This window comes from Chromobacterium sp. Rain0013 (assembly GCF_015291765.1).
Taxonomy (GTDB): Bacteria; Pseudomonadota; Gammaproteobacteria; order Burkholderiales; family Chromobacteriaceae; genus Chromobacterium; species Chromobacterium haemolyticum.
Window position 1 is genome coordinate 1133768 of the sequence record NZ_CP031514.1, and the last position, 26160, is coordinate 1159927.

The window sequence follows — 26160 nt, forward strand, 5'->3', positions numbered from 1 at the left end:
TCTTTGTGTCTGGCGGGCGCCCGAGCGAAAACTCCGGCTCCCATCAGATTTGCATCAGGATTCGCCCGCGGGGCTGGGGGACACTTTCCCGGTCCAAGCACGAGCCCGGCAGGGCGTTTGACCGATGACCGATAACGATGTGTTGCACCCGCTGGAGACTTTGGAGGCCGCCGCCAAGCGCTGCGCGCCGGCCCAGGACGTCTGGTTGCTGCCGCCGCGCCGGGAAGAGGCGCGGTTGGAATTGAGCTGGGAAGACGGCGCGGAAGCGCTGACCCTGGCGGCGGATTGGCAGGGCCTGCTGTTGCTGGACCGCGTGGAAGTGAGCGTGGTTGCCGGCGCGCTGCCGTTTCAGCCTGTCCGGCTGGAGGCGTTCAGCAAGCTGCTGGCCTTCGTCGACGAAGCCAAGGCCGACGAGGCGCGAGACGCGGACGCGCCTGCAAGCGAAGCGCGCTGCGCGCAATTGCCGCTGGTCGATCTGGCGGCCTGGCAGGACCGCAAGCGTTGCGAGTACTGGTTCTTGCTGCAAGTGTTGACGCCGTCGCCGGCCTTCGCCGCGCTGCTGGCGCTGCTGCGCCGCAGCGAGAGCTACTGGCTGGTGCGTTTCCTGCTGGCCCAGTCCGCCTGCGGCGACAAGTTGCAGGCGCTGGGCGAGCGCTACGGCGTGTCTTACTCCCACTTCCGCCGCTTGTGCCGCCATGCGCTGGGCAACGCGGCCAAGACCGAGCTGCGAGACTGGCGCATGGCCCGTTCGCTGCTGGACGTGGCGGAGGGACGGGAAAACCTGACCCAGGTGGCGCTCAAGCACGGCTACGCCTCGTCGTCGCATTTTTCCAATGAAATCAAGGGGCTGATCGGCGTTTCGCCTCGCGGTCTGTCCAACATCATTCAACTGGCCACCAAATGAATCGAAGCTTTTTATCCGCCGCGCTGCTGGCCGCGGCGCTGCTCGCGTCCGTGCCGGCCGCCGCCGCGCCGGAACCGGCGCGCGCCGCCGACTCCGCCGGCTACGTTGCCAAGAAGGAGGGCCTGCGTTCTTTCTTCGACGCGATTTCCTCGCGGCTGAAAAAGCCGGTGATCGTCAGCAAGCAGGCGGCGCGCAAGCAGATCAGCGGCGATTTCGACTTGGCCAACCCGCAGGCGTTGCTGGACAAGATGACCCAGCAGTTGGGCCTGATCTGGTATCACGACGGCCAGGCCATCTATGTCTACGACGCCAGCGAAACCCGCAATGCGGTGGTGTCGCTGCGCAATGTGTCGCTCTCCGCCTTCAACGACTTCCTGCGCAAGTCCGGCCTCTACGACAAACGCTATCCGCTGCGCGGCGATAGTCGCAGCGGCACTTTCTATGTGTCCGGGCCGCCGGTTTTCGTGGATCTGGTGGTCAACGCCGCCGGCTTCATGGACAAGCAGAGCGACGGTATCGAACTGGGCCGGCAAAAGATTGGCGTGGTGCGGCTCAACAACACCTTCGTCAGCGACCGCAGCTATGAGTTGCGCGATCAGAAAATCGTCATCCCCGGCATGGCCACGGTGATTGAAAAGCTGCTGCAGGGCGAAGACAAGCCCTTGCAGACCCCCGGTGTGAATCCGGTACGGCCGCCGGCGCGGGGCAGCGACATCCCGGCGATGCCGGACTTTCCCGCCAGCGGCGAGCTGAAGGCGCCGGCCTACCAGGCCGGCCTCAGCCTGCCGGACGCGCTGAAGCAGGACGCGGCGGCCGGCGACATCAAGGTGATCGCCTATCCGGACACCAACAGCCTGCTGATCAAGGGCACCGCCGAACAGGTGCGCTTCATCGAAAACCTGGCGCTGGCGCTGGACGTGGCCAAGCGCCACGTCGAGCTGTCGCTGTGGATCATAGATCTGGACAAGGGCGATCTGGACCAGTTGGGCGTCAACTGGAGCGGCAGCGTCACCGTGGGCAACAAGCTGGGCGTGGCGCTGAACCCCAGCAGCTCGATCAGCACCCTGGACGGCACCCGCTTCATCGCCTCGGTGATGGCGCTGTCGCAGAAGAACAAGGCCAATGTGGTGTCGCGCCCGGTGGTGCTGACCCAGGAAAACGTGCCGGCCATCTTCGACAATAACCGCACCTTCTACGCCAAGCTGGTGGGCGAGCGCAACGCCAGCCTGCAACACGTGACCTACGGCACCCTGGTCAGCGTGCTGCCGCGTTTCTCCGCCGACGGCCAGATCGAGATGTCGCTGAACATCGAGGACGGCCGCGAGGCCAAGACGCCTGATTACGACAGGGACCCGCAGGATGCCTTGCCCGAGGTGGGCCGCACCCGCATCAGCACCGTGGCGCGAGTGCCGCAGGGCAAGAGCCTGTTGATAGGCGGCTACACCCGCGACGCCAATATCGAACAGAACAACAAGGTGCCGTTCTTGGGGAGCCTGCCCTTGGTGGGCGGCCTGTTCCGCTACCGCAGCCAGAACCAGAGCAATACCGTGCGCGTGTTCCTGATCCAGCCGCGCGAGATCGACGACCCGTTGACGCCGGACGCCAGCGATCTATCGGCGGCGGTGGCCAAGGAGGGCGGCATCGCCAGCGATCCGCTGCAGCAATGGGTGCGGGACTACCTGGACCGCGAGCAACGCGCCGAGGGCGCGGCCAAGGGCGCTACGCGTGGACATTAGCGGCCGTCCGCCACCGGTCTTTGGCGTCCGCTCGCCCAAGCACCAGGCCAAGCTGGACGCTCAGCGCGACGCCCAGCGTCAGGGCGAGGCCCGGCAGGCGGACGCGCAGCAAGTGGAGGACGCCAGCCCGGCGGCCGAGGTGCAGCGCTTTGTCCAATCCACCGATGAAATGTCCGCGGCGCTGACCCAGTTCCGCAACCGCCGCGATTACGACAAGAAGCTGGGCCATCTGGCCGACAGCTTCGAACGGGTGCTGGACGAGGAGGCCCAGCCCAAGGCGCAGCAGATCGTGAACGTGGCCAAGTCCCACGGGGTCAGCGCCGAGGAGTTGCTGCGCCAAGCGCGTTCCTTGTTCCCGGACGACAGCGATCTGGTGCTGGTGCTGCGCGAACTGTTGCGCCGCCGTCAGCTGGACGAGGTGGTGCGCAAGCGCCTGCAGGCCCTGCTCAAGCAGGTGGAGGACCAGGCCGAGGCCAAGCCTTTGAAGGCCGGCATCAATTGCGCGCTGAAGGCGAGGCTGTTTGGCAAGGCGCTGTCGCTGAGCCCCGGCCTGCTGCGCGCCAGCTACCGCCAGTTTCTGGAGAGCGAGGCGGCGGAAGTGGAGATTTACGCCGACTGGGTGGGCAGCTACGGCTACCAACGCAGAGCGGTGGTGTTGGACTTCATCGAAGGCGCGTTGCTGGCCGACATCGATTCGCTGGACGCCAGCTGTTCGCGGCTGGAGTTCGGCAATCTCCTGGGCCGGCTGAGCCAGCTCAAGCTGCTGCGTTCGGCCGACGCGCTCTTCGTCGGCCGCATGTTGAGCAATCCGCAGGTGTGCGCCTTCAACCCCAGCGAGGCGGACTGGTTGTTGTTTCTGCTGTCGCTGCTGCAACAGCCGCAGCAACTGGACGGCTTGCTGGCGGAGACGGTGGGCGACACCGCCTTGCTCAGCCGCCACAGCGAGCATTCCACCTTGTTGCAGGCGCTGTACCAGGCTTGCAAGGCGCTGCCGCCGCAGCTGTTCGTCGACGAACGCTGGCTGGACGCCTTGCAGGAGGAGTTCCGCCATCTGGCGGCCATCGCTTACCGCCACGAACTGGCCGAGCGCCGGCGCGAGGCCGAGGGCGGCGGCGCGGAGTAAACGAGAGCCGCCAGGCAAGGCGGGGAGATACGTCCCGTCTTGCCTGGCTGTTTTTCCCGGCGGGCCGCGGCCCGCCGCCAATATCGAATCGCTTGGATGACTAACGGTGTTTAATTCCCTGCTCAACGGCGCGCGCTCGCGGCCGGAATTGCTGATCCTGCTGTTGATGGTGATGATCATCGCGATGCTGATCATCCCCTTGCCCACCTATTTGGTGGACTTCCTGATCGGCCTCAACATCGTGATCGCCGTGCTGGTGTTCATGGGCTCGTTCTACATCGACCGCATCCTCAGTTTTTCCACCTTTCCCTCGGTGCTGCTGATCACCACGCTGTTCCGGCTGGCGCTGTCCATCAGCACCAGCCGCCTGATCCTGATCGAGGCCGACGCGGGCGAGATCATCAACACCTTTGGCCAGTTCGTCATCGGCGACAGCCTGGCGGTGGGCTTCGTGGTGTTTTCCATCGTCACCGTGGTGCAGTTCATCGTGATCACCAAGGGTTCGGAACGGGTGGCCGAGGTGGCGGCGCGCTTCTCGCTGGACGGCATGCCCGGCAAACAGATGAGCATCGACGCCGACCTCAAGGCCGGCATCGTGGACGCCGACGGCGCGCGCGAACGCCGCAGCGTGCTTGAACGCGAAAGCCAGCTTTACGGCTCCTTCGACGGCGCGATGAAGTTCATCAAGGGCGACGCCATCGCCGGCATCATCATCATCTTCGTCAACTTCATCGGCGGCATCGCCGTGGGCATGACCCAGCACGGCATGGACCTGTCCACCGCGCTGTCCACCTACACCATGCTCACCATCGGCGACGGCCTGGTGGCGCAGATTCCCGCGCTGCTGATCGCCATCAGCGCCGGCTTCATCGTCACTCGCGTCAACGGCGACAGCGACAATATGGGCCGCAACATCATGAGCCAGTTGCTGGGCAACCCGTTCGTGCTGGTGGTGACCGCGGTGCTGGCATTGGCGGTGGGCATGCTGCCCGGCTTTCCGCTGATCGTGTTCCTGATCCTGGCCGCGGCTTTGGGCGGCCTGTTCTATTACAAGCGCCGCATGGCACGCAAAGGCCCGTCGGGCGCGGCCCAGACTCCCGCGAGCGCGGCCGCCGGCGCGACGCCGGCGGGCGGCAAGGACAGCACCCTGGGCCTGATAGGCAATCTGGACAAAGTGGCGGCGGAGACCGTGCCGCTGATCCTGCTGGTGCCCAAGGCGCGCCGCGCCGCGCTGGAACAGGCTCAGCTGGCCGAGCGGCTGCGCAGTCAGTTTTTCATCGACTACGGCGTGCGGCTGCCGGATATGCTGCTGCGCGACGGAGAAAGCCTGCCGGACAACCGGGTGGCGGTGCTGATCAACGAAATCCGCGCCGACGAGTTCGAGCTGCATTTCGATCTGATGCGCGTGGTCAATTACTCGGACGAGGCCGCCGCGCTTGGGGTGCGGCCGGTGTTCAGCACCCAGGGCGCCAGCCAGTGCGCCTGGGTGCGTCCGGCCGACGGCGACAAGCTGACCAAGCTGGGTTACCAGCTGCGCCCGGCGCTGGATGAACTCTACCTATGCCTGGCCGCGCTGCTGGCGCGCCACGTCAACGAATACTTCGGCGTCCAGGAAACCAAGCACATGCTGGACCAACTGGAAGCCAAATACCCGGACCTGCTCAAGGAAGTGCTGCGCCACGCCACGGTGCAGCGCATCGCCGAAGTGCTGCAGCGTCTGCTGGCCGAACGCATCTCGGTACGCAATATGAAGCTGATCATGGAAGCGCTGGCGCTGTGGGCGCCGCGCGAGAAGGACGTGATCAATCTGGTGGAGCACGTGCGCGGCGCGCTGGCGCGCTACATCTGCCACAAGTTCGCCAGCGGCGGCGAGTTGCGCGCGGTGATGATGTCCGCCGAAGTGGAGGACATGGTGCGCAAGGGTATACGCCAGACCTCGGCGGGGGCCTTCCTCAACCTGGAGCCGGCCGCCTCGGACGAACTGATGGACTTGTTCGCGCTGGGTCTGGACGGCATGGGCATCGCGCACAAGGACTTGGTGCTGCTGGCCTCGGTGGATGTGCGGCGCTTCATCAAGAAACTGGTCGAAACCCGCTTCCGCGATCTGGAAGTGGTGTCCTTCGGCGAAATCGCCGACAGCGTGTCGGTGAACGTGATCAAAACCATCTAACCCCGGTTCCTTTAGAACCGATAGCGCGACAAACGTATCGGTTTTAAAGGGGACTGGAATCAAAAAGGAATCCGCCTATGTTCGCCATCGATATTGCCCAACTGGTCCGCTCCGCGTTGGAAGAGAGCGGCTGCGATCCCGCCCTGCTGGGCGAATTGGACAGCCATTCCACCATCGCGCTGGACCTGCACGATCTGCCCAGCATCCATGTCAGCGCCCAGGACGGCGAGGTGTGGCTGTGGTCGCGGGTGGGCGAGCACAACGAGGCGGTGTTGGCCCAGCGCGCCGCCCAGCTCTTGCAGGACCTGATGCAGGGCTGCCATTTCGCCCGCGGCGGTCAACTGCAACTGGCCGCCAATGAGGGGTATCTGGAACTGAAGGCGATGGCGCACCCGGATTATCTGGCCGACGGCAAGCGCTTCTCCGAGGCGCTGAACGGCTTCTTCGACGCGCTGGAGCGCTTCAGCGAGTCGCTGCTGCGATGAAAGCGCCGCGCCTGCTGCGCCGGCTGGCGTATCCGCAACGCCTGTCCGGCCCCATTCTGGAAGCCGCGCTGCCCGAGGTGGCGATAGGCGAGCTGTGCGACATCCGCCGCAGCTGGCAAGACCGCGACGTGGTGGCCCGCGCCCAGGTGGTGGGCTTTCAAGGCCCGCGCGCGGTGCTCAGCCTGATCGGCAACGCGCGCGGCCTGTCGCGCGAGGCAGTGTTGCAGCCCACCGGCCGCGCCTTGGCCGCCTGGATCGGCGAATCGGCGCTGGGCGCGGTGCTGGACCCCACCGGCCGCATCGTCGAGCGCTTCGCGCCCGAGGCCGGCGTGGGCGGCGAGGAGCGCGGCATCGATGCCGACCCGCCGCCGTACTCTCGGCGCGTGGGCATACGCGAGCCGCTGGCTACCGGGGTGCGCGCCATCGACGGCCTGCTGACCTGCGGCGTGGGCCAGCGCGTCGGCATCTTCGCCTCCGCCGGCTGCGGCAAGACCATGCTGATGCACATGCTGATCGAGCAGAGCGACGCCGACGTTTTCGTCATCGGCCTGATCGGCGAGCGCGGCCGCGAAGTGACGGAGTTCGCCGAGTCGCTGCGGGCCTCGCCCAAGCGCGATCGCTGCGCGCTGGTGTTCGCCACCTCGGACTTCTCCTCGGTGGACCGCTGCAACGCCGCGCTGCTGGCCACCACGGTGGCCGAGTACTTCCGCGATCAGGGCAAGAAAGTGGTGCTCTTCGTCGACTCCATGACCCGCTACGCCCGCGCGCTGCGCGACGTGGCGCTGGCCGCGGGAGAACCTCCGGCTCGGCGAGGCTACCCGGCCTCGGTGTTCGACAGCCTGCCGCGGCTGCTGGAGCGCCCCGGCGCCACCCGCGGCGGCAGCATTACCGCCTTCTACACCGTGCTGCTGGAAAGCGACGACGAGCCGGACCCGATGGCGGACGAGATCCGCTCCATTCTGGACGGCCACATCTATCTGAGCCGCAAGCTGGCCGGCCAGGGCCATTACCCGGCCATCGACGTGCTCAAGAGCGCCAGCCGCGTGGCCGGCCAGGTGTGCGACAGCGGCCATCTACAGGCGGCCTCGGCGCTGCGCGCCTTGATGGCGCGGCTGGAGGAGCTGCAAGTCTTCATCGACCTGGGCGAATACCGCCCGGGCGAGAACTCGGACAACGACCGCGCGATGAACGCCCGCGACGCGCTGCGCCGCTGGTTGCGCCAGCCGGTGGACGAGGGCGCGGGGTTCGCCGACACCCTGCGCAGCCTGCATGAGCTTGTTGCCTAAGCTGGGCGCGCTGCTGCGCCGTTGTCAGGCGGCGCAATCGCGTTGCGAGGCCGAGCTGGTTCAGCTGGCGCGCCAGGACGGCGCGTTGGCGGCGGAGCAAGAGGCGTTGGCTTCGCAGGGCCAGGGCCTGCGCCAATTGCTGCTGGCGCAACGGCCGGCCGGGGCGATGAGCCGCGGCCAGCTCTTCGCGTTGCAGCGCAAGCAGGCGGTGCTCCGCCGCCAGTTGCAAAACCTGGACCTGCAAAGCGGACAGTTGGAGGAGCAGCGCCAAGGCCTGGCCGGCCGGCGCGAGGAACAACAGGCTTTGCGCCGGCAATGGCTGCGCAAGGAAGACAAATATCAACGCTGGGCCAAGTTGCAGCGCCGTCAGGAACGCATGCGGCGTTTGCGGCTGGACGAGGCCGAGCAGGAAGAGAGGACGATATGGAAGCGATGACGCCCATTCCCGCGCCGAGCGCGGACACCCGGCCGGCCACCGCGGCCGACGCGGACGGCGCCGCCGAGGCCTTTGCCCGCGAAGCCCAAAGACAGCGGCGAGACGCCGCCGATCCGGACCGCGACGGCGAGGACGTGGCCGGCGAACGCGAGCAAGACCGCTCCCGCCTGCCGGCAGGAGCCTTGTGGCAACCGCCGCTGCCGCCGCACTGGCATGCGGCGCGGTTGAACGCCGGCGGCCGCCGCGCGGCGGAGGCCGCTTTGTCGGCGCCGGGCAAACGGGGGCAGGCGCCTTTGGGCGACGGAGAACGTCCGTCCGCCGATGCCCGCGGCAAGACCGCCGCCGGGCCGCAGGGCCTGCGCGCCGCCGCTGCGGCGCTGGCGGCTGAGCACGTCGCCAGCCTGACGCCGGCGGCCGACGCGCCGGTCAAAGTCGGGGCGCAGACGCTGGGGGCGCTGTTCAAGGCCGAGCCGGCGCCGCGCAAAACCGAGCACGTGCCGGCCAAGGGCGAGGCCGCGCTGCCTGGGGCCGCCGCGCGCGTAGAAGCGTCTATCGCCATGCCCACGGCTACGCCGACGCCGCATGGACGGAGCGCGCCGAAAGCAGACGCCGCCGCGTCGGCTCCCGCGCCGACGCCGGCCGTCACGCGCGAAGGCGGCGAGGCGCGCAAGAACGAGACCGCGCCGGCGGCCGCCGCGCCGATTGCGCCGCAGCAGGCCCAAGGGTCCGCGCCGGCGACGCCGCCGCGCGATACCGCGCCGCCGGCGCGGCCGCGCCAGGACCCGACCCCGGCTCAGGCACAAACGACCTTGTCCGCGGCCAGCGCGCCGGAACCGGCCCAGCCGGGCCTGACCTACCGTTTCCAGCGCTGGGGCGGCGAACACGCGGTGAACGTGCAAAGCCAGCCCGGCGGCGTGCTCAGCCTGCAGCCGTCGGACAGCCTGGTGCAACAGCGTTTGGGGGAGCAATGGCAGTCCGGCAACCCGCAGCAATGGCAGATGGCCCGCGACGACGGCCGCGAGCAGGGGCGGCAGCAGCCGCAGCGGGATGAGGAGGAGGACGCCTGATGCTGGCGCTCAGACAAATCGACGCGCGCGAGCGCGCTTTGCAGCGCGCCGCCGCTGCCTGGAGGCGCCAGGGTTGGGACGCCACGCTGGAAACGCCGCCGCGCGGCGGCTTGTGGTTGTCGGTGGCCGACGCCGAACAGCGCTGGCAGGGCTGGCTGCAACCGCGCGCCTGGCTGGAGAGCGCCGCGCCGGAACTCGCGCGGCTGGCGCTGTCCGCCGGCGTGGAGGCGCAGGCGGCGCAATGGCTGGCGGCGGCGGAACGGCCGTTGACGCCGCCGATGCCGGAGCTGGCCTATCAGCGCTTGAGCCTGGGCGAAGCGGGGCCGGGCGACGCTTTGCCGCGCCAGGCGCTGCTGCGGGTGATGTGCGCGGAGGGGCCGCTGTGGCTGGAGCGCGCGCCGGCGTTCGAGGCGGGAGACGCGCTGGACCCGGCGCCGTTGCTGAGCTGGCCGCTGCGCTTCGTCATCGGCGACAGCCGCCTCAGCCTGGGTCTGCTGCGGGGGGTGGCGCGCGGCGACGTGCTGCTGATCCGCGAGCAGACGGCGGCGGTGCGCTGCCACGACCGCGCGCTGGGCACTTATCAATCGTATGAGGAAGGAATCGTCATGGAATGGGATGAATCGCAACAGGCGACGGAGCAGGAAGCGCCGGCGCGAGACATGGGGCAGCTGCCGGTGGAACTGGAGTTCGTGCTGCATCGCGGACGGGTGACGCTGACGGAGTTGCAGGACTTGTGTCGTGGCCAGTTGTTGAACCTGCCGGCGGATGTTGAGCGGCGGGTGGAAGTGCGCGCCAACGGCGCGCTGCTGGGACGCGGGGAACTGGTGCAGCTGGCCGGTCATCTGGGGGTGGAAGTGACGGAGTGGCTGGGCGGAGCCGCCGATGTCGAATGATATTTCGCTGATCGCGCTGCTGGCTTTCGCCACGCTGCTGCCTTTCCTGATCGCTTCCGGCACTTGCTTCATCAAGTTCTCCATCGTGTTTGTGATGGTGCGCAACGCATTGGGTTTGCAGCAGGTGCCGTCCAATATGACGCTCAACGGCATCGCGCTGATGCTGTCGATGTTCGTGATGCTGCCGATCGCTCAGCAGGCCTACAGCCATTACCAGGAAGAACAGGTCAGCTTCAACAGCGTGGAGTCGGTGAGCAACTTCGTTGAGAACGGTCTGGACGGCTATCGCGGCTATTTGCAGAAGTATTCCGATCCGGAACTGGTGAGCTTCTTTGAAAAAGCCCAGGCGCAGCGCACCGAACGCGAAACCGGCAATGCGGCCGAGGACGAACAGCCGTCCATTTTCGCCTTGCTGCCGGCCTACGCGCTCAGCGAGATCAAGAGCGCGTTCAAGATCGGCTTTTATCTCTACCTGCCCTTCGTGGTGGTGGATTTGGTGATCTCCAGCATCTTGCTGGCGCTGGGGATGATGATGATGAGCCCGGTGACGATATCGGTGCCGATCAAGCTGGTGCTGTTCGTGGCGCTGGATGGCTGGACTTTGTTGTCGAAGGGACTGGTGTTGCAGTACCTGGACCTGGCGACGTAATGGGCGGCAAAACCGCCAATGCTGCGTTGCGCCTCCTTGCCGTGCTAGATGCACTGTCTGCGTCGGCGCGCCTTGCCTTGGCCGCTGCGCGCGGTTTTGCCGCCCATTACCTAGACCTGGTGATTGTATGAATGAAAAACCGCCGATGCTGCGTTGCGCCTCCTTGTCGTACGACGGGTACTGCCTGCGTCGGCGCGCCTTGCCTCGGCCGCTGCGCTCGGTTTTGCTTCCTGAGTCTTGGAGAGCTGAATGGCTTTAATGGCGCGGGGGGAGTGCCGCGCTGTCCATGCCGCCCGCCTCAATTTTGGAGTTTTGCTATGAATGATCTGGTGTTCGCCGGCAACAAGGCGCTGTATCTGGTGCTGCTGATGTCGGCCTGGCCCATCATCGTCGCCACCGCCATCGGCCTGCTGGTGGGCCTGTTCCAGACCGTGACCCAGTTGCAGGAACAGACGCTGCCCTTCGGCATCAAGTTGTTCGGCGTCAGCCTGTGTCTGTTCCTGCTGTCCGGCTGGTACGGCGAAACCCTGCTCGGCTTTGGCCGGGAGGTGATGCGCATGGCGCTGGCCCGAGGCTGAGACGGATGCAGTTTGGCCTGTTCTTCGAAATCCACGGCTGGGTGGCCTCGGCCGCGCTCGGTTTCGCCCGCGTGGCGCCGGTGTTTTTCATCTTGCCTTTCCTGAACAGCAATGTGCTCAGCGGCGTGGTGCGCACCTCGGCCACCATGCTGGTGGCGCTGGGGCTGTGGCCGCATCCGGTGGAGGCGCTGCCGGCCTTTCAGGCGCTGCCCTTCCTCGCGATGATCGCGCGCGAGGCCGCGGTGGGCCTGCTGCTGGGCTGCCTGCTGGCCTGGCCGTTCTGGGTATTCCACGCCCTGGGCAGCATCATAGACAACCAGCGCGGCGCCACCTTGAGCAGCAGCATAGACCCGGCCAACGGGGTGGACACTTCGGAATTGGCCAATATGTTCAATCTGTTCGCCGCCGCGGTTTATCTGCAAGGCGGCGGCATGAGCCTGATGCTGGACTTGTTCCGTCAGAGCTATCAGCTGTGCGACCCGCTGGGCGTTTGCACGCCGGCGCTGCAGCCGACGCTAAGCCTGCTCAATCAGGTGATCAGCAAGGCGGTGGTGCTGGCCAGTCCGGTGGTGGCGGCCTTGCTGTTGTCCGAGGTGGTGTTGGGCCTGCTGTCGCGTTTCGCGCCGCAGATGAACGCCTTCGCGGTATCGCTGACGGTGAAGAGCGCGGTGGCGCTGTTGATCATGCTGATGTATTTCGGCCCGGTGTTGCCTGATACGGTGACGCGGCTGGCCTTCCCGCCGGAAGCGCTGCCCGGCTGGCTGAGCGCGCCGGTGCGTTGAGATGTCGAACAAAACCGAACAGCCCACGCGCAAGCGCTTGCAGGACGCGGCCAAGAAAGGCCAGTCCTTCAAGAGTCGAGACCTGGTGGTGGCCTGCCTGACCCTGTGCGGCGTCGCCTATCTGGTGTCCTTCGGCTCGCTGGTGGAGCTGATGGGCGCTTTCCGCCAGGTGATCGCCGGCGGCTTTCAGCAGGACATGCAGGGCTATGCCCAGGCGGTGGCCTGGCTGGGCATCAAGCTCTTGCTGCCCATCTTTCTGCTGTGCATCGTCGCCTCCGCCTTGCCGTCTCTGCTGCAAAGCGGCTTCGTGCTGGCCAGCGAGGCCTTGAAGCTCAATCTGGAAGCCTTGAATCCGGTCAACGGCTTCAAGAAGTTGTTCAGCCTGCGCACGGTGAAGGAGGCGGTGAAGGCGCTGTTGTACTTGACCAGTTTCGTGGTGGCGGTGCTGGTGCTGTGGCACAAGCACAAGGCGCTGCTGTTCGCCCAACTCAACGGCGATCCGATAGGCATGGCGGCGATCTGGCGCGAACTGCTGCTGGCGCTGGTGTTGACCTGCCTGGGCTGCATCGTGGCGGTGCTGGTGCTGGACGCGATCGCCGAGTACTTCCTGTTCATGAAGGACATGAAGATGGACAAGCAGGAGGTCAAGCGCGAGATGAAGGAGCAGGAGGGCAACCCGGAGATCAAGTCTCGCCGCCGCGAGGCGCATATGGAGATCCTGTCCGAGCAGGTGAAGTCCGACATCGAAAACTCGCGCTTGATCGTGGCCAACCCCACCCATATCGCCGTCGGCATCTATTTCAAACCCGAACTGCTGCCCATCCCCTTCATCTCGGTGATGGAGACCAATCAGCGCGCGCTGGCGGTACGGGCCTACGCGGAGAAGGTGGGCGTGCCGGTGGTGCGCGACATCCCGCTGGCGCGGCGCATTTTCGCCAGCCATCGCCGCTATTCCCTGGTCAGCCTGGACGAGGTGGAGGAAGTGCTGCGCTTGCTGATGTGGTTGGAGCAGGTGGAAAACGCCGGAGCGGAGGCGTCTCCGGAGCCGCCGCAGGCGGAGCAGGGGACGGGCGCGAGCGCCGCCGGCTCTGCTGTGGATAAATCCGCCGGCACGCCCGCTTCTGTGGATAAGCGGGATGGTCAGGAGGGCTGAGCGCATTCACGTCCTCAAAACGCGCGGGACCGTGAACAGGCCCTCGCCTGGCTAAGCCAGCCTCTTCCCTGGCCGCTGCGGTCCCAAAGCCGGCAGGACCGTATTGAACAAGCCCGGATATCCGATGCGCCCCCGCCATGAGCGATTCCTGAATGTTTCCCCTCGTCGGCCGCTGTTAAATGACAGCGGCGACGGTCATTTCACACCCAAGACAACCGTCGTCTCTAGCCAGCTCTGCCGGGTTGGTGACAGCGATTAGGAGATGTTTGATGAACCCTGAAGACAATGTCAGCGACGACCGCCTGGCAGAGATGGTCTGGGAAGCGGTAAGCGCAGGCGCCACCCTGAAAGACGTGCACGGCATTCCGCCGGACATGATGGAAGGTCTGTACGCCCACGCTTACGATTTTTACAACAAGGGAAGGCTCGACGAAGCGGAAACCTTCTTCCGCTTCCTATGCATCTACGACTTCTACAACCCCGACTACATCATGGGGCTGGCCGCCGTGTGCCAGCTCAAGAAACAGTTCCAGAAGGCCGCCGATCTGTACGCGGTGGCTTTCGCCCTGAGCAAGAACGACTACCGGCCGGTGTTTTTCACCGGACAGTGCCAGTTGTTCATGCGCAAGGCGGCCAAGGCCAGGCAATGTTTCGAGCTGGTGTGCGAGCAAAGCGACGATGAGTCGCTACGCGCCAAGGCCCAAGTGTATCTGGACAGTTTGCAGGAGACGGAGGCCGAGCAATCCCGTCAGCAGGAAAAGGAGCAAGCATGAGCGGTAACACTATCGGTCAAGGCTTCAATCTTGGCAGTGCCGAGCTGGCGAAAGCGCTTTCGGGCAATACCCAGGCGAGCGAGAAATTCGTCGATGCCGCGCAGAAGTCTGCGCAAGCGCTGTTCACGATGCGCGTCAGCGATGACGCCGGCGCCGCCAAGCCGCGCGGCGACCTGAACACGCCGCCGCTGACCCAGCCCACGGCCAAGGCCAAGGAAGAACTGGACGGCGCGGGCAAGCTGACGCTGCTGCTGGGACAGTTGATGTCCTTGCTGGGCAACGTTTCGCTATCGCAGCTGGAAAGCCGCATCGCCACCTGGCGCGCAATGATGGACGCGCAAGCGGCGATGGGCCAGAAGCTGTCGGACGAATTGCAGCAGGCGATAGGCGAGGCGGAACAAGCCACCGAAGCCTACCAGACGGCGCTGGGCGATTTGAAAACGGCCAAAGAAACGTTGGAAGCGGCCAAGCAGAAACTGGCCCAGGCCCAGGCCAAGCTGGATGGCCTGACACCGGAAGACGCCGGCTACCAGCAGGCGCTGGCGGCGCGCGATCAGGCCGCCAACGAGGCGCAGGCCGCCAAGCTCAAGGCCGACAAGGCGGAACAGGCCGCCACCGACGCGCACAATCTGGCCAAGGACAAGACCGCCAAGACCGACTCGCTGTTGACCCAGGCTCAGGGGCTCAATACCAAGGGCGGCGCGGTGCAGCAAGGCGCGGAAGACCACCTGACCGGCGTGGCCAAACTGACCATGCTGATGGCGATGTTCGTCGAGATGGTGGGCAAGAACAGCGAAGAAAGCCTGAAAAACGATCTGGCATTGTTCCAGGCCATGCAGGAAGGCCGCCAGAAGGAAATGGACAAGAAATCCGCCGAGTACCAGGAAGAAGTGCGCAAGGCGGAAGAACTCAATCGCACCATGGGGTGCATTGGCAAGATTCTAGGCGCGGTGCTGACGGTGGTCAGCGTCGTGGCCGCAGTATTTACCGGCGGCGCCAGCCTGGCGCTGGCCGCGGTGGGCCTCGCGCTGATGGTGGCGGACGAGGTGGTCAAGGCCACTACCGGCGAATCCTTCATGGAAAAGGCCATGAAGCCAATCATGGATGCCGTCATGACGATGCTGAAGCCTCTGATGGACCTGGTGGGCAAGATCGTCAGTGAAACGCTCAAGGCATTCGGCGTGGATAAAAACCTTGCGGATACCATCGGCTCCATCGCCGGCATGATTTACGCCGCGGTTGCCATGGTCTTTGCGGTGGTGGCGATCTCCATGGTGGGCAAGGGCGTCGCTAGCAAGCTGGGCGGCGCGCTGAGCAAGATGATGGGCGATTCGATGCGAAAGATGGTGCCCACCCTGCTCAAGGAGATGGCCAAGAACGGCAGCAAGGTGTTGACCCAGGGCTTCCAGCGCCTGGCCAACAGCCTGGGCCTGCCCAAGGACGCCGCGGCCAAGCAGCTGATGGCCAACACCCTCAACCGCGTGGTGGTGGGCGGGGAAGTGGCGCAAGCCGCCACCCAGGCCGGCGGCAATGTGGCGCAGGGGGTGTTCATGAAGAACGCCAGCGACATGTTGGCGGACTTCACGCTGGCGCGCGCCGCGATGGAGCAGATCGAACAATGGCTGAAGCAGGCGGTGGAAGTCTTCGCCAGCACCCAGAAAGTCACCCAGGACCTGACCACGATGATGTCTTCCGCGCTGCAGCAGAATGCTGAGGCCGGCCGCTTCGTGCTGCGTCAGAGTCACGCTTGAGTTAGGAGAGAATATTATGGCAACCATTATTGGCAGTGTTTCCACCCACAATCCGTTTCCGGCGGCGCTTGAATCCGGCGCGGCTGAAAAATCCTCCGTCGCCAAGTCCTTGGTGGACATCAAGGACATCCTGCCCATCCTGAACAGCGCCGGCCGCGACGGCAAGGCGCTGGCCGAAGTGATGAGCGGCCCGCAACTGCGCCCGCCGTCCGCCGAGGTGAGCAAGCAAGTGACCGACGCGCTGAAGAGCTATTTGAGCGAAAAAGCCCAGGACCCGGCTTTTGTTCAGGACCTGGGTGCTGTGTATCGGAAGGTTGAGTCCGGCGTCAGCAAGCTGGTGGACGACAAGGTCAAGGAGCAGGCCGAACAGGGCAAGTCCTTCGACATCAGCGGCATGGCGCCCAACGGCGCGGCCTTGATGGTGGCCGCCATTGTGCTGATGTCGGCGCTGCGTACCGCCGACAACACGCTGAGCAGCAAGCTGTCGCTGGTGGGCTTCGACGCCACCAAGGCCACCGCCGCCTCCATGGTGCGCGAGGGCGTGGCCAATCTGTCCAGCAGTGTTGTCCAGAGCGTCGGTCAGATGGCCATTACCGGCGTGGGCGCCAAGAAGAGCCTGAGCGGTATCAACGCCGAGCGAGGCGCGTTGAAGAACAACGCGCCCAAGCTGGCCAAGCTGGGCGATGAGGGCCGCAACATCCAGTCCACGCTGGGCCGCCAGAACACCGTCAAGCTGGGCACCGACGCCGACGGCCTGAAGCAGGTGGGCTTGAAGCCGCAGCAGCCAGGCGCGGCCAAGCCGGGCGCGGGGGAGTTGAACGCGCAGTCCAACGCCGCCGGCAGCGTGGCGGACGGCATGGCCGGCGACAAGATCGGCCTGCAGTCCAGCAACCAGCGTTTGGCCAAGGAGCATGAAACCGCGCTGCGCAGCGCCGGCGAGAACTTGTCTGTGAAGGGACAGGCGGAACAGCTGGCCATGGACGACACCAAGCTCAAGGCTCAGGCCAAGCAAACCACAGGCAAGGCGATCATGGACAGCTCGTCCGCGGCCAGCAATATTGCCGGAGGTTCCGGCCGCTACGCCGCCACGCTGGAGCAGTCCGAGCAGCAGATCAGCCAGGCTTCCAGCCGCGTGGCCAACACGGCCTCCGAGGAAACCCGCGAGAGCAGCCGCAAATCCGACAGCTTCATCCAGGAGCTGCTGCGCACCTTGGACAACATCAGCCAGTCCAAGAACGCCGCCATGGGCGCGGTGGCCGGCAACATTCGCGCTTGATCCGCTAGCCCGGAACCGGACGGGACCATCCCAGGCTCCGTCCGCCGGCCCGGCCATCCCGGTCGGGTCGGCCTTCCATACCATTCATCCCGCCAGCGCCTGGGCGCCTGCCTCGGCGCTGGCCATGCAGGGGAATCCCCATGAACGGCATTCAAACCACTCTTTCCACGCCGCTGACGCGGCCACAGCTTGCTGAAACCCCGGCCGCCGCGCCGCGCGCCGATGTCGCCGGCGTTGCCGTCGAAACCCGCGCCGCCGCGGCGCAAGGACCGGAGCTGTCCGCGCTCAATACCGCCCAGGGCAAGGCCGACGCGCTGCGCCAGGCCAACGAAACCGTCCGGCGCGTCATCGAAGGACTGGCCGCGTATGAAAGCAAGCTGGCGGCCCAGCGCCGGCAAGCTGCTATTTCCGGTGGCGAGCTGCCGCCGGCCGAGCGCGTGGCATTCCAGCGCGGCGCGCTGACGCGGGCCTTGAACGAGGCCCGCGACATGCAGACCTTGGCAACCCAACAGTTCGTTGGCGCGCTGAAGAGCGTGGGAGATAGCGGCTATGTGATGACACCGCAGCAAAAGCAGCAGCTGCTCGATGGTATCGAGAAGGAAGTCGCCGACGTTTCGCCGACGGCGTGGGAGTTTGCCGCGCCGATGCTGAACGCGACCCGAGACGCCTCCGGCGGAGTGATCTCCGACCGCGAACTGTGGGAACTGATCGGCGATTCCATCGGCAACATCAAGGATGGCTACTTGGGCGTGTATGAGAACGTGGTGGGTAAATACATCGAGTTCTACCAAGAATTCAGCGACATCTTGTCCAAGATGGCCGATTGGATCTCATCCAACGACAAGGGCGACAAAGTCACTTTGAATGTGGGCGATCTGTACGACGCGCTGAAGCAATTGAAGGCGAAATACGAGAACACGGAGTTGTTTGCCAGCACCGCCGATACGCCAGAGAAGGCCAAGGAAGAAGCGGAAAAATGGGCCGCGGAACTGGGCTTGCCCAAGGAGTGTGTGAAGGAACAACCCAAGGGTTCAGGCAGGTACGTGGTGGTTATCGACACCGGTCCGGTGCAGAAAATGATGACGGCGCTGGAAGGGCTGGCGGGCGGCGTGCCGGCGAAAGACAAAAAGGTGGAAATGGACAACGCCAAGTTCCAGTCCTGGCAGTCCGGCTTCAAGGCGCAGGAGGAAAACCTGAAGAACACCCTGCAAACGCTGACCCAGAAATACAGCAACGCCAACTCGCTGTTCGACAATCTTGTCAAGGTGCTCAGCAGCACCATCAGTAGTTGCACGGAAACCGCCAAGTCCTTCCTGCAAGGCTAAGAGCGGCAGACAAAACTCCCGCGATGCCGCGCGCCGATTTGCCGTACGACGGCTACCGTCGGCGCGCCTTGCCTCAGCCGTAAAACCGACTTCTGTTAGCCGCTCTATAAGGCTAAGGAGAACCACATCATGCCCATTACCGGAGCATCCCCTCTACTGACCCGCTCGCTGTCCATGCCGGCGGACACGTCGCGGCGGCCGGCCACCCCGCTCTCGGAGCGTTTCAGCGGCGGGCGCAGCAGCGCCGCCACGCCGGCGCGTCGCCACTCGGTGAGCGATCCGGCCAGTTTCAAGGCCCAGCATACCCGCGACAGCGTGGCGGCCTTGTTCGCCGCCTCGACGGACGCCAAGGCGCTGGACAAGCTCTACCTGGCTTCGCCCAATGTCTACGCCAAATTGGAAATCGAGGAGTTCGCCAAGGTTTACGCGCAGCTTAAGCAGCAGCCGGATCTCAGTCCGCAGGACGCAAAGTCCCTGGACGATCTGGCGCAGCAATACACCGCCCGAATCCTGAAAGACGGCCTGGGCGCCAAATCCGCCTTCGGCCCGTGGACCCAGAGCACCAATAAGCAATACCAGCTGCGCAATCAGCTGGAGCACAAGCTGGCGCTATTGGCGCACCAGCATTGCGGCGGCGACACCATGAAGCTGGGCAACGACTTCATGCAGCGCGAGGTCAGCACCTTCATCCTGTCCTATGTCGAAACCCAACTGGGGCGTTCACTGGATGCAGCCACCGGAGAGCAAGTGATGGAACTGGTGGACAGTGCGGCGAAGCTGGCCTTCGACGCGCTGCGTCAGAGCCGCGGCGAGATGCTGGGACTGAGCGGCACGAGCCTGGGACGGCAGGCGCGCGACCTCGACACCGTGGCGATTCTGCCGCAGCTGCTGCGCAGCGTGCTGGCGGGGCTGGGGCAGGAGACGCCGCCGCGAGCGACGCCGGATCTTCCCGACGCGCCCAAGGGGCCGGACGCTCCCAAGCCCGATCCCTCCGCCGCGCCGGCGGGCGGGCCCAATATCACCATCAATGTCGGTGGCATCAACATCGATAACAGCGTGAATATCACGGGTAGCGGCAATACCTCGGATAGCGGCAACAGCAGCAGCCAGCGCCCCGCCCGTGTAGGGCGAGATCCAAACAGGCTGGTGCAACGTTTGAATCTGAAGATGCATCAGCAGCAGCAAGGCGCTCAGCGCGGGTCGGAGAGCGGCGATGAGCAGACCCGCCGCGCGGCCGCCTCTGGCGATGGCGCAGGGCGTTCGTTCCGCTCCATGGAGACGCAAACGGAGGCAACCGGCGGTCGCGATGGAACGTCGCGTACGACCGAAGTGCCAACGCCGGTGACGGATCTGAGCACCTCGAGCATCACCGTCAGCTCGACGGATGCCGAGCGCGTGGTGATCCCCGCGGATGTGTCCACGCAGGCCGACGACACCGCCGCCGCTTCCCCGCTGTCTTTCAAGCTTTGGCGCAGCAGTTTCCCCGAGGTGGTGTTGAAGTCCGTCATTTACCAGTCCGATGCCAACAAGGCGGCCGGCGCGTTGGCGCAGGACATCCGCACCGCCATGCTGCTGGACAGCCGCAGCGAACTGGACCGCGGCCCCCTGGTACAGGCGCGAGATGCTTTTTTACCCAAGCCCGGCTCAAGCGAGGACGAAAAACTTTATGGTGCGGCCATGTCGGAAACAGCGTGGCAGCATTTGCGGCAGGGACTGGAACAGCACCCGCAGCAGGCGCAGCTGCGCGGCCAGATCCTGAAAACAGCGCGCTTGACCAGCATCGGCAAGTTCGAGGGCGACAAGGACTGCGTGATCCGGCGCTTGCTGAACTGGGCGTCCGTCCAGGCGCCGGCGGCCGGCCAAGCGACCACTGGCGCCGGCCGGCGCGTGGAAGGGGCGTTGCGGAGAGATCCCTTCAATGTCCAGAATCTGTCCAGCCAGCCGGTAGCCCATGCGGCCACGGCGCAACGCAGCCAGCCGCTGACGGCGCCGACGCGGACGGATACCCCGCCGGTCCAGGCCGATGGCGGCGTGGAACCGGCGCGCGTAGAACCCAAGGCGATGGATCTGCGCAGGCAAGCCTTCCTGCAAGGGATGCTGAACGGTGCCACCGCCGCGCCAGCGGCCCAAGAAGTGGAGCGGCTTCAGTCCGCAAGACCTGATCTGGAAGCGGCGGAGCCGACCAGGGAGTATTTCTCGCCGGTGATTATGAACGAATCGACGGTCAAAGTGGCCGAGCTGAGGAAGAACAAGGGCTTGGAGCAATTGCCCGTCAACACATCCTTGATGGATGGACTGAGCGGGGCCTCGAAGCCCGCGGATAGCGTGCCGGCCGAGCTGACCTCGATGCGTTTCCAGCCAGTGACCATGAGCAAGCTAGGTGTCAAAGTGGCCGAGCTGCGTCAGAACAAGGCCTTGGATCAGCTGTCCGCCAGCCAGGCCTTGATGGATGGATTGCGCTCAGCCTTGAAGCCTGTGGACGACACTCCGATTGAGACACAACAGAGCTGGGGAAGCCTACTGGTTGAAGCCTTGTCGGAAGGCGCTTTGAAGAAACAGGCCGCTCTGCCGGAGACTTTGAGGCAAGCGTTGAGCACGCATCCGCAGCGCCTGGTATTGGCGGAGTTCGCCCAGCGGTTACGAGACCAGACAAATCTGTGTCCGTCTGTTGCTGGGGGGCCTTATCCCTTGGTGGGGGCTTTGTTGGAGGGGCTGGGCGTTAGTGCCAAAGCGCCGTCCCGTGTTATCACTACCGTGGATGGCAAGTATTTTGATGCCAGCGGTGTGAAGGGAGCGGCGCAGTGAGCCCCAAACTTGAGCAACAAGTGGTGGCGGTAATGGCCTGTTGCCTTTCGGTGGAGGAGTCCAAGCTGCAGCCGCAGGCGTTGCTGGTGGATGAGTTGTACGCGGACTCGATGGAGCTGCTGGACATGGTGTTGCTGTTGAACGACGAGTTCGGCATCGAGATCGGCGTCGACGACATCGTCGACATCAAGACCGTGGCCCATGTCTGCCAGGTGGTGGAGCGGCAGCTGGCGCGCCGTGTCGCTCAGTCGCCGCTAGGCTCCGCTTGCGGCAGCGCGGCCTCCAGCGCCTGAAGCAGATCCCGCAGCCGGGCGGAGTCCGGCTGCGGCAGGCGCAGCGCGGTTTGCATTTCCGCCGCCAGGGCGGGCAAGCGCGGCAGGCCGGCGCTGAGGGCCACGCCGTGCAGGCGGTGCGCGTAGTGTTCCGCCTGCGTCCAGTCCCGCGCCTGCAAGGCTTGGCGCAGCGCGGCGGCGTCGGCGTCGCAGCTTTGGCTTAGCAATTGCGTCAGCTCGCCGTCGGGCGGGGCCGGCGCGGCGGGCTGCGGGCCGGGGCGGTGGTCCAGCCACAGCGTCATGATCTGTTCCAGCTGGGCCAGCCGCAGCGGCTTCGTCAGGCAGCTGTCTATGCCGCTGTCCAGACACCGCTGCTGGTGTTCTATGCCGGTGGTGGCCGAGATGGCGATGATGGGCAGATAGGGCTGCCACTGCAGCGCCGGGTGGCGGCGCAGCCGCAGCGCCAGTTGATAGCCGCTGATGCCGGGCAGGTTGCAGTCCAGCAGCGCCATCGCAAAGCGCTGGCCCTGATCCAGCAAGGCCAGCGCGGCGGCGCCGTTGTCCGCCGTCACCGCGCGGTAGCCCAGCTGCAACAACTGCTGGGTGATGATGAAACGGTTGGCCGGCTGGTCCTCCACCACCAGGATGGGATCGCAGGCTTCCTTGAGCGCCGCCGGCGCGCTGACGGCGTCCGGCTCTGCGTCCGCGACGGCTTCTGCCGGCGCATGGCGCACCGGCAGCCACAGTGTGACCGTGGTACCGCGCTCCGGCTGGCTGTCCAACGCGATGCGGCCGGACATCAACTCAACCAGTTGCCGGCAAATCAGCAAGCCCAGCCCGGTGCCTCCGTAACGCTGCTGGGTGTTGTCCGCCTGCGCGTATTCTTGAAACAAGCGGGCCTGCTGTTCCGGCGCGATGCCGATGCCGGTGTCGCTGACCTGGATGCACAGCAGCGCCCGTTCCTTTTCTATTTCCTGTAGTTCCAGCCGCAGGCTCACCTCGCCCTGACGCGTGAACTTGACCGCGTTGCTGAGCAGATTGCTCAGAATCTGGCGCAGGCGCACCGGGTCCACCACTAGCAGGCGGCCGCACAGGCCCAACATTTTCAGCTCTAGCTCCAGCCCCTTCTTTTCCGCGCAGGCGCGATAGATCGCCGCCACGCCGCTGGCCAGCGCCGCCGCGTCGGTGGCCAGCGGCTCCAGGCGCAGCCGCCGGGCGTTGAGCTTGGACACGTCCAGCACATTGTCCAACAGCTCCAGCAAATTCACCGCCGAGGCGTTGGCCAGCGCCGCCAGCTCGCGTTCGCGCGGCGGAAGTTCTGCCTGGCGCAGCAGTTCCACCGAGGCCAGCACCGCGTTCATCGGCGTGCGAATTTCATGGCTCATTACCGCCAGAAAGGTGGATTTCTCCGCCTCGCTGCGTTGGGCGGCGCGGCGGGCGGTGTGGGCGCGCTGAGCGAACACCAACAGCAAGAGCAGGACTAGGCCGACGCCGGCCAGCTCCAGCGCGTAGTAGCGGGCGATGGAGTGCCAGGAGGGCGCGCCGTAATCGGTGGTTTGCAGCCAGTCTTCCAGCATGTGCTCGGTGTCGTCCGCGGTTAGCTGTGCCAGCGAATTATTGATGATGGACAGCAGCTGCGGGTGGTCCTTGTTAACGGCCATCGACACCAGTCTGGGCATTTCGCTGACGCTGCCGGCAATGCGCAGCGAGCCGTAATAGCGGCGGCGGATCATGGACTGCATTACCGCGTCCAGCCCCACCGCGGCGTAGGCCTTGCCGTCCGCCACCGCGTCCAGCGCCGCCAGCGGCGTGGGCGTGGCCACAATGTTCACGGCGGGAAAATTCTCGCGCAGGAAGTATTCGTAAGGGTCGCCGCTTTCCACCGCGATGGTCTTGTTGGACAGCTTGGTGGTGCTGAACACGATGGGCTTGTCCGGCTGGGTGACCAGCACGGTGCTGCCGGAAAAATAAGGATCGCTGAAGCGGATGCGCCGTCCCGCTTCCGGCGGGATCAAGCCGGAGGACAGCGCGGTGAGCAGGTCGATGCGGCCGCTCAGCATCATGTCCACCGCTTGCTGGCGGTTGGCCACCGGCACCAGCTCGAAGCGCAGGCCGCTGATATCGGAAATGCGGCTCAGATAAGCCTGGGTCAGGCCGCGGTGCTTGCCGTCCTCCAGGTATTCGATAGGCCAGCCGTGCGGGTCTATCGCGTAACGCACCACCGGGTGCTTGGCCAGCCAGGCGCGCTCCGCCTTATTGAGGCCGGCGCGGCAGAAGCCGGCGGGTAAGCAGAACGCCAACAGCAGACAGGAGAAGAGCAAGAGGCGCGCGCGCATGGCTTTAGTGGCTGGCCAGCCGGCTTTGCAGTTTGAACAGTTCGTTGTCGCTGCGCAGGCCCAGCTTTTTCAGCGCCGATTGCTTCTGGTTGCTGATGGTTTTGATGCTGCGGGAGAACTTGACGGCGATGTCGCTGACCGTCATGCCGTCCAGACAGCAGCGCAGCACCTCGCGCTCGCGCGGGGACAGTTCCGGGTGATCCAGCAGGCTGCGCAGCATGGCTTTCTGCGGCGCAGGCAGGTTGGCGCAGCTCTCGTCCAGCGCGGCGCTCATGTCCGGGCTCAGATAGCCGTGGCCGTCGGCCAGCAGGCGGATGGCCGCCACTAGCTCGTCCAGGCTCTGTTCCTTGCCGATGAAACCGTGCGCGCCGCAGCGCAGCGCCAGCGCCACCGTGGCCGGGGTGTAATAGGCCGACATCACCAGGATGCGCACTCGGGCGAAGCGCCTGCGCAGCCCGCGGATCAGGCTGAAGCCGTCGATGTCGCCGGGGCTGAGCGCGTAGTCGGTGACCACGACGTCGACGCCGTCGTGCTGTTTCAGATGCTGGATCAGCGGCGCGCTGCTGGTGAACTGTCCAGCCACGTTCAGGTCGGTTTCATTGGCCAGGCGGCCGGCCAGGCTGTTCAGCACCATCAGGTGATCATCCAGCAACGTGATCTGTATCGGCTGGCTCCGCAATGATTTGGCATCAGGCATATGAGTATCCCAACAGATGGCGGCGCGGCTGCGCCTTGCGCCATGGTTATGTCTCTGAACCTGTGTACTCTGTTGCGCGGGCGGCGGCTCCGGTTTCGCTCCGGCATCAGGCTTGGTATAGGCCATTACGCAAAGGTTTGGCGGCTTGGAACGCGTGCGCCGCGGGTCTGGCCGGTTGAGGAAACTGAGGGTGGAATGGCGGGACGGGCCAGGCGCTGCGGCGCGGCCGTCGTTGCCTGCGGCGGGGCCGGAGGCGAAGGCGTGCGCATTCGTGATCTCGTTCCCCGGATTGTTAAAGACGGCCAGCAGGCCATTATTCCGTGCCCGCTGCGCCTTGTGAAGCGATTTCGATGCATGCCGGCGGCGTTTAGCGCGCCGGCATGGAGTCGGCGGCGAGAGCCGCCGCCGGAGTGGGGGGGGATGCGCTGATTAGAACGTGTTCACGATCTCGCGAGCTAAGGCGAGACAAGGCGAAAACCGCTGAGAAAGCGGAATGGTCGAGTGGTACATGAGCATTTTGAGCTCATTTTTAACGCGGCATCGCCGAAGCGCAGCAGATGATGAACAGACTCTTAGAAACCCGAGAGCACGATCTTGCCCTTGGCCCGGTTGCTCTCCAGCAAGGCGTGGGCGCGCTTCAGGTTGGCGGCGTCGATGCGGCCGAAGCGCTCGGCCACCGTGCTGCGGATCAGGCCGGCGTCCACCAGCTCGGCCAGCCGGTTCAAGAGCAGATGTTGTTGAATCTGGTCGTCGGTGCCAAACAGCGAACGGGTGTACATGAACTCCCAATGCAGCGACACGCTCTTGCGCTTCAGCTCGCGCACGTCCAGCGCCGCCGGGTCGTCAATCAGCGCCAGCTTGCCTTGCGGCGCGATGGCGGCGGCGATCTCCTTGAAGTGGGCGTCTGTCTGATTCAGGCTGGCCACGTAATCCACCTGGGCATAACCGATGCGCTTGAGCTCCTCGCTCAGCGGGAGGCGGTGGTCGATCACATGGTGAGCGCCCAGCTCTTTGACCCAAGCCTGGGTTTCCGGCCGCGAGGCGGTGCCGATCACGGTCAGACCGGTCAACTGGCGAGCCAACTGAACCAGGATGGAGCCGACGCCGCCGGCCGCGCCCACCACCAGCAAACTCCGGCCGCTGGGCGCGCGGTTGTCCAGCACTTGCAGCCGGTCGAACAACAGCTCCCAGGCGGTGATGGCGGTCAGCGGCAAGGCGGCGGCCTGCTCGAAGTCCAGGCTGTGGGGCATGCGGCCGACGATGCGCTCGTCCACCGCGTGCAGCTCGCTGTTGGCGCCGGGACGGTGCAGCGCGCCGGCGTACCATACCTTGTCGCCGGGTTGGAACAGGCTGACCTTGCCGCCCACCGAGCGCACCACGCCGGCGGCATCCCAGCCCAGCACCTTGGCTTGGCCAGCCTCCGGCGCCGCGCCGGCGCGGACCTTGGCGTCCACCGGATTGACCGAGACGGCTTTAACCTCCACCAGCAGATCATGCTCGCCGATGACGGGCTCGGGCAACTGCACGTCCCGCAGCGATTCCGGATGCTCGATAGGCAGGTTCTGGTAATAAGCGACGGCTTTCATATTCGTATTCTCCATAGTGCGGGGGCCGATAGGGCCCAGTGTTGATGGAGTGGATGTTATTCCTGTTTTTACGGGCG

At 65.4% G+C, this 26160-nt stretch carries 22 protein-coding genes; 19 read left to right on the forward strand and 3 right to left on the reverse strand.

Annotated features, from left to right (window positions below; all coding sequences use genetic code 11):
* Window positions 1-124 precede the first annotated feature (124 nt).
* The 19 genes from invF to DXT74_RS05470 all read left to right on the forward strand — a co-directional run bounded on the left by invF (window position 125) and on the right by DXT74_RS05470 (window position 21485).
* Window positions 125-904, forward strand: coding sequence for an AraC family transcriptional regulator InvF (gene invF, locus DXT74_RS05380; protein WP_081862728.1), 780 nt, complete (start codon window positions 125-127; stop codon window positions 902-904).
* Window positions 901-2640: a type III secretion system outer membrane ring subunit SctC gene (sctC, locus tag DXT74_RS05385; RefSeq protein WP_194427472.1), complete on the forward strand. Its 1740-nt coding sequence runs from the start codon at window positions 901-903 to the stop codon at window positions 2638-2640. Before invF ends, sctC begins: the two co-directional genes overlap by 4 nt.
* Window positions 2630-3763, forward strand: coding sequence for a YopN/LcrE/InvE/MxiC type III secretion system gatekeeper (locus DXT74_RS05390; protein ID WP_279625748.1), 1134 nt, complete (start codon window positions 2630-2632; stop codon window positions 3761-3763). The genes sctC and DXT74_RS05390 overlap by 11 nt, the downstream gene beginning before the upstream one ends.
* A gap of 106 nt (window positions 3764-3869) precedes the next feature.
* A complete protein-coding gene (locus tag DXT74_RS05395) occupies window positions 3870-5933 on the forward strand; it encodes an EscV/YscV/HrcV family type III secretion system export apparatus protein (protein ID WP_194427473.1) in 2064 nt (687 codons plus the stop codon).
* A 77-nt stretch (window positions 5934-6010) separates the two neighbouring features.
* Window positions 6011-6418 carry an SPI-1 type III secretion system chaperone SpaK gene (spaK, locus tag DXT74_RS05400; protein ID WP_019103512.1) on the forward strand — a complete coding sequence of 136 codons (408 nt, stop codon included), beginning with the start codon at window positions 6011-6013 and terminating at the stop codon, window positions 6416-6418.
* Entirely contained in the window at window positions 6415-7704 is a 1290-nt protein-coding gene (gene sctN, locus DXT74_RS05405) for a type III secretion system ATPase SctN (protein ID WP_194427474.1), read from the forward strand. Before spaK ends, sctN begins: the two co-directional genes overlap by 4 nt.
* Window positions 7688-8140, forward strand: coding sequence for a hypothetical protein (locus DXT74_RS05410; protein WP_043640881.1), 453 nt, complete (start codon window positions 7688-7690; stop codon window positions 8138-8140). Before sctN ends, DXT74_RS05410 begins: the two co-directional genes overlap by 17 nt.
* The gene (locus DXT74_RS05415; RefSeq protein ID WP_194427475.1) at window positions 8128-9207 is read left to right on the forward strand and encodes a type III secretion system needle length determinant, SpaN/EivJ family; all 1080 of its coding nucleotides are present in this window, start codon (window positions 8128-8130) and stop codon (window positions 9205-9207) included. Before DXT74_RS05410 ends, DXT74_RS05415 begins: the two co-directional genes overlap by 13 nt.
* Entirely contained in the window at window positions 9207-10100 is an 894-nt protein-coding gene (locus DXT74_RS05420) for a YscQ/HrcQ family type III secretion apparatus protein (protein ID WP_194427476.1), read from the forward strand. Before DXT74_RS05415 ends, DXT74_RS05420 begins: the two co-directional genes overlap by 1 nt.
* Window positions 10090-10749, forward strand: a complete 660-nt coding sequence (locus DXT74_RS05425; RefSeq protein WP_043589695.1) for an EscR/YscR/HrcR family type III secretion system export apparatus protein — start codon at window positions 10090-10092, stop codon at window positions 10747-10749. Before DXT74_RS05420 ends, DXT74_RS05425 begins: the two co-directional genes overlap by 11 nt.
* A gap of 317 nt (window positions 10750-11066) precedes the next feature.
* Window positions 11067-11327, forward strand: coding sequence for an EscS/YscS/HrcS family type III secretion system export apparatus protein (locus DXT74_RS05430; RefSeq protein WP_019104573.1), 261 nt, complete (start codon window positions 11067-11069; stop codon window positions 11325-11327).
* 5 nt (window positions 11328-11332) lie between these two features.
* Window positions 11333-12109: a type III secretion system export apparatus subunit SctT gene (gene sctT / locus DXT74_RS05435; RefSeq protein ID WP_043640888.1), complete on the forward strand. Its 777-nt coding sequence runs from the start codon at window positions 11333-11335 to the stop codon at window positions 12107-12109.
* A 1-nt stretch (window position 12110) separates the two neighbouring features.
* Window positions 12111-13262 carry an EscU/YscU/HrcU family type III secretion system export apparatus switch protein gene (locus DXT74_RS05440; RefSeq protein ID WP_081862729.1) on the forward strand — a complete coding sequence of 384 codons (1152 nt, stop codon included), beginning with the start codon at window positions 12111-12113 and terminating at the stop codon, window positions 13260-13262.
* Between the two features lie 269 nt (window positions 13263-13531).
* Window positions 13532-14035, forward strand: a complete 504-nt coding sequence (gene sicA, locus DXT74_RS05445; protein ID WP_043640891.1) for a type III secretion system translocator chaperone SicA — start codon at window positions 13532-13534, stop codon at window positions 14033-14035.
* Window positions 14032-15786, forward strand: a complete 1755-nt coding sequence (gene sctE, locus DXT74_RS05450) for a type III secretion system translocon subunit SctE (protein WP_194427477.1) — start codon at window positions 14032-14034, stop codon at window positions 15784-15786. The genes sicA and sctE overlap by 4 nt, the downstream gene beginning before the upstream one ends.
* 16 nt (window positions 15787-15802) lie before the next feature.
* Entirely contained in the window at window positions 15803-17062 is a 1260-nt protein-coding gene (locus DXT74_RS05455; protein WP_162788079.1) for an IpaC/SipC family type III secretion system effector, read from the forward strand.
* Window positions 17063-17202: 140 nt separating this feature from the next.
* Window positions 17203-18387 (forward strand): type III secretion system needle tip protein SctA, encoded by a 1185-nt coding sequence (gene sctA, locus DXT74_RS05460; protein ID WP_194427478.1) that lies wholly within the window; start codon window positions 17203-17205, stop codon window positions 18385-18387.
* Window positions 18388-18516: 129 nt separating this feature from the next.
* Window positions 18517-21192: a hypothetical protein gene (locus DXT74_RS05465; protein WP_194427479.1), complete on the forward strand. Its 2676-nt coding sequence runs from the start codon at window positions 18517-18519 to the stop codon at window positions 21190-21192.
* Window positions 21189-21485: an acyl carrier protein gene (locus DXT74_RS05470; protein WP_143330155.1), complete on the forward strand. Its 297-nt coding sequence runs from the start codon at window positions 21189-21191 to the stop codon at window positions 21483-21485. The genes DXT74_RS05465 and DXT74_RS05470 overlap by 4 nt, the downstream gene beginning before the upstream one ends.
* On the opposite strand, the gene DXT74_RS05475 is transcribed toward DXT74_RS05470, so the two are convergent.
* The 3 genes from DXT74_RS05475 to DXT74_RS05485 form a co-directional block, all read right to left on the reverse strand.
* Window positions 21437-23800, reverse strand: coding sequence for an ATP-binding protein (locus DXT74_RS05475; RefSeq protein ID WP_194427480.1), 2364 nt, complete (start codon window positions 23798-23800; stop codon window positions 21437-21439). The two genes, DXT74_RS05470 and DXT74_RS05475, sit on opposite strands and share 49 nt — an antisense overlap.
* 4 nt (window positions 23801-23804) lie before the next feature.
* Window positions 23805-24497, reverse strand: coding sequence for a response regulator transcription factor (locus DXT74_RS05480; RefSeq protein ID WP_043640909.1), 693 nt, complete (start codon window positions 24495-24497; stop codon window positions 23805-23807).
* Window positions 24498-25069: 572 nt separating this feature from the next.
* Complete coding sequence (locus tag DXT74_RS05485) at window positions 25070-26083, reverse strand: zinc-binding alcohol dehydrogenase family protein (RefSeq protein WP_114154514.1); 1014 nt, start codon at window positions 26081-26083, stop codon at window positions 25070-25072.
* Window positions 26084-26160: the final 77 nt, after the last annotated feature.

Bases quoted from the DNA above. Each gene is read 5' to 3' on its own strand.
- invF (WP_081862728.1), top strand. From the start codon at position 125: ATGACCGATAACGATGTGTTGCACCCGCTGGAGACTTTGGAGGCCGCC.
- sctC (WP_194427472.1), top strand. From the start codon at position 901: ATGAATCGAAGCTTTTTATCCGCCGCGCTGCTGGCCGCGGCGCTGCTC.
- spaK (WP_019103512.1), top strand. From the start codon at position 6,011: ATGTTCGCCATCGATATTGCCCAACTGGTCCGCTCCGCGTTGGAAGAG.
- sctN (WP_194427474.1), top strand. From the start codon at position 6,415: ATGAAAGCGCCGCGCCTGCTGCGCCGGCTGGCGTATCCGCAACGCCTG.
- DXT74_RS05410 (WP_043640881.1), top strand. From the start codon at position 7,688: ATGAGCTTGTTGCCTAAGCTGGGCGCGCTGCTGCGCCGTTGTCAGGCG.
- DXT74_RS05415 (WP_194427475.1), top strand. From the start codon at position 8,128: ATGGAAGCGATGACGCCCATTCCCGCGCCGAGCGCGGACACCCGGCCG.
- DXT74_RS05420 (WP_194427476.1), top strand. From the start codon at position 9,207: ATGCTGGCGCTCAGACAAATCGACGCGCGCGAGCGCGCTTTGCAGCGC.
- DXT74_RS05425 (WP_043589695.1), top strand. From the start codon at position 10,090: ATGTCGAATGATATTTCGCTGATCGCGCTGCTGGCTTTCGCCACGCTG.
- DXT74_RS05430 (WP_019104573.1), top strand. From the start codon at position 11,067: ATGAATGATCTGGTGTTCGCCGGCAACAAGGCGCTGTATCTGGTGCTG.
- sctT (WP_043640888.1), top strand. From the start codon at position 11,333: ATGCAGTTTGGCCTGTTCTTCGAAATCCACGGCTGGGTGGCCTCGGCC.
- DXT74_RS05440 (WP_081862729.1), top strand. From the start codon at position 12,111: ATGTCGAACAAAACCGAACAGCCCACGCGCAAGCGCTTGCAGGACGCG.
- sicA (WP_043640891.1), top strand. From the start codon at position 13,532: ATGAACCCTGAAGACAATGTCAGCGACGACCGCCTGGCAGAGATGGTC.
- sctE (WP_194427477.1), top strand. From the start codon at position 14,032: ATGAGCGGTAACACTATCGGTCAAGGCTTCAATCTTGGCAGTGCCGAG.
- DXT74_RS05455 (WP_162788079.1), top strand. From the start codon at position 15,803: ATGGCAACCATTATTGGCAGTGTTTCCACCCACAATCCGTTTCCGGCG.
- sctA (WP_194427478.1), top strand. From the start codon at position 17,203: ATGAACGGCATTCAAACCACTCTTTCCACGCCGCTGACGCGGCCACAG.
- DXT74_RS05465 (WP_194427479.1), top strand. From the start codon at position 18,517: ATGCCCATTACCGGAGCATCCCCTCTACTGACCCGCTCGCTGTCCATG.
- DXT74_RS05475 (WP_194427480.1), bottom strand. From the start codon at position 23,800: ATGCGCGCGCGCCTCTTGCTCTTCTCCTGTCTGCTGTTGGCGTTCTGC.
- DXT74_RS05480 (WP_043640909.1), bottom strand. From the start codon at position 24,497: ATGCCTGATGCCAAATCATTGCGGAGCCAGCCGATACAGATCACGTTG.
- DXT74_RS05485 (WP_114154514.1), bottom strand. From the start codon at position 26,083: ATGAAAGCCGTCGCTTATTACCAGAACCTGCCTATCGAGCATCCGGAA.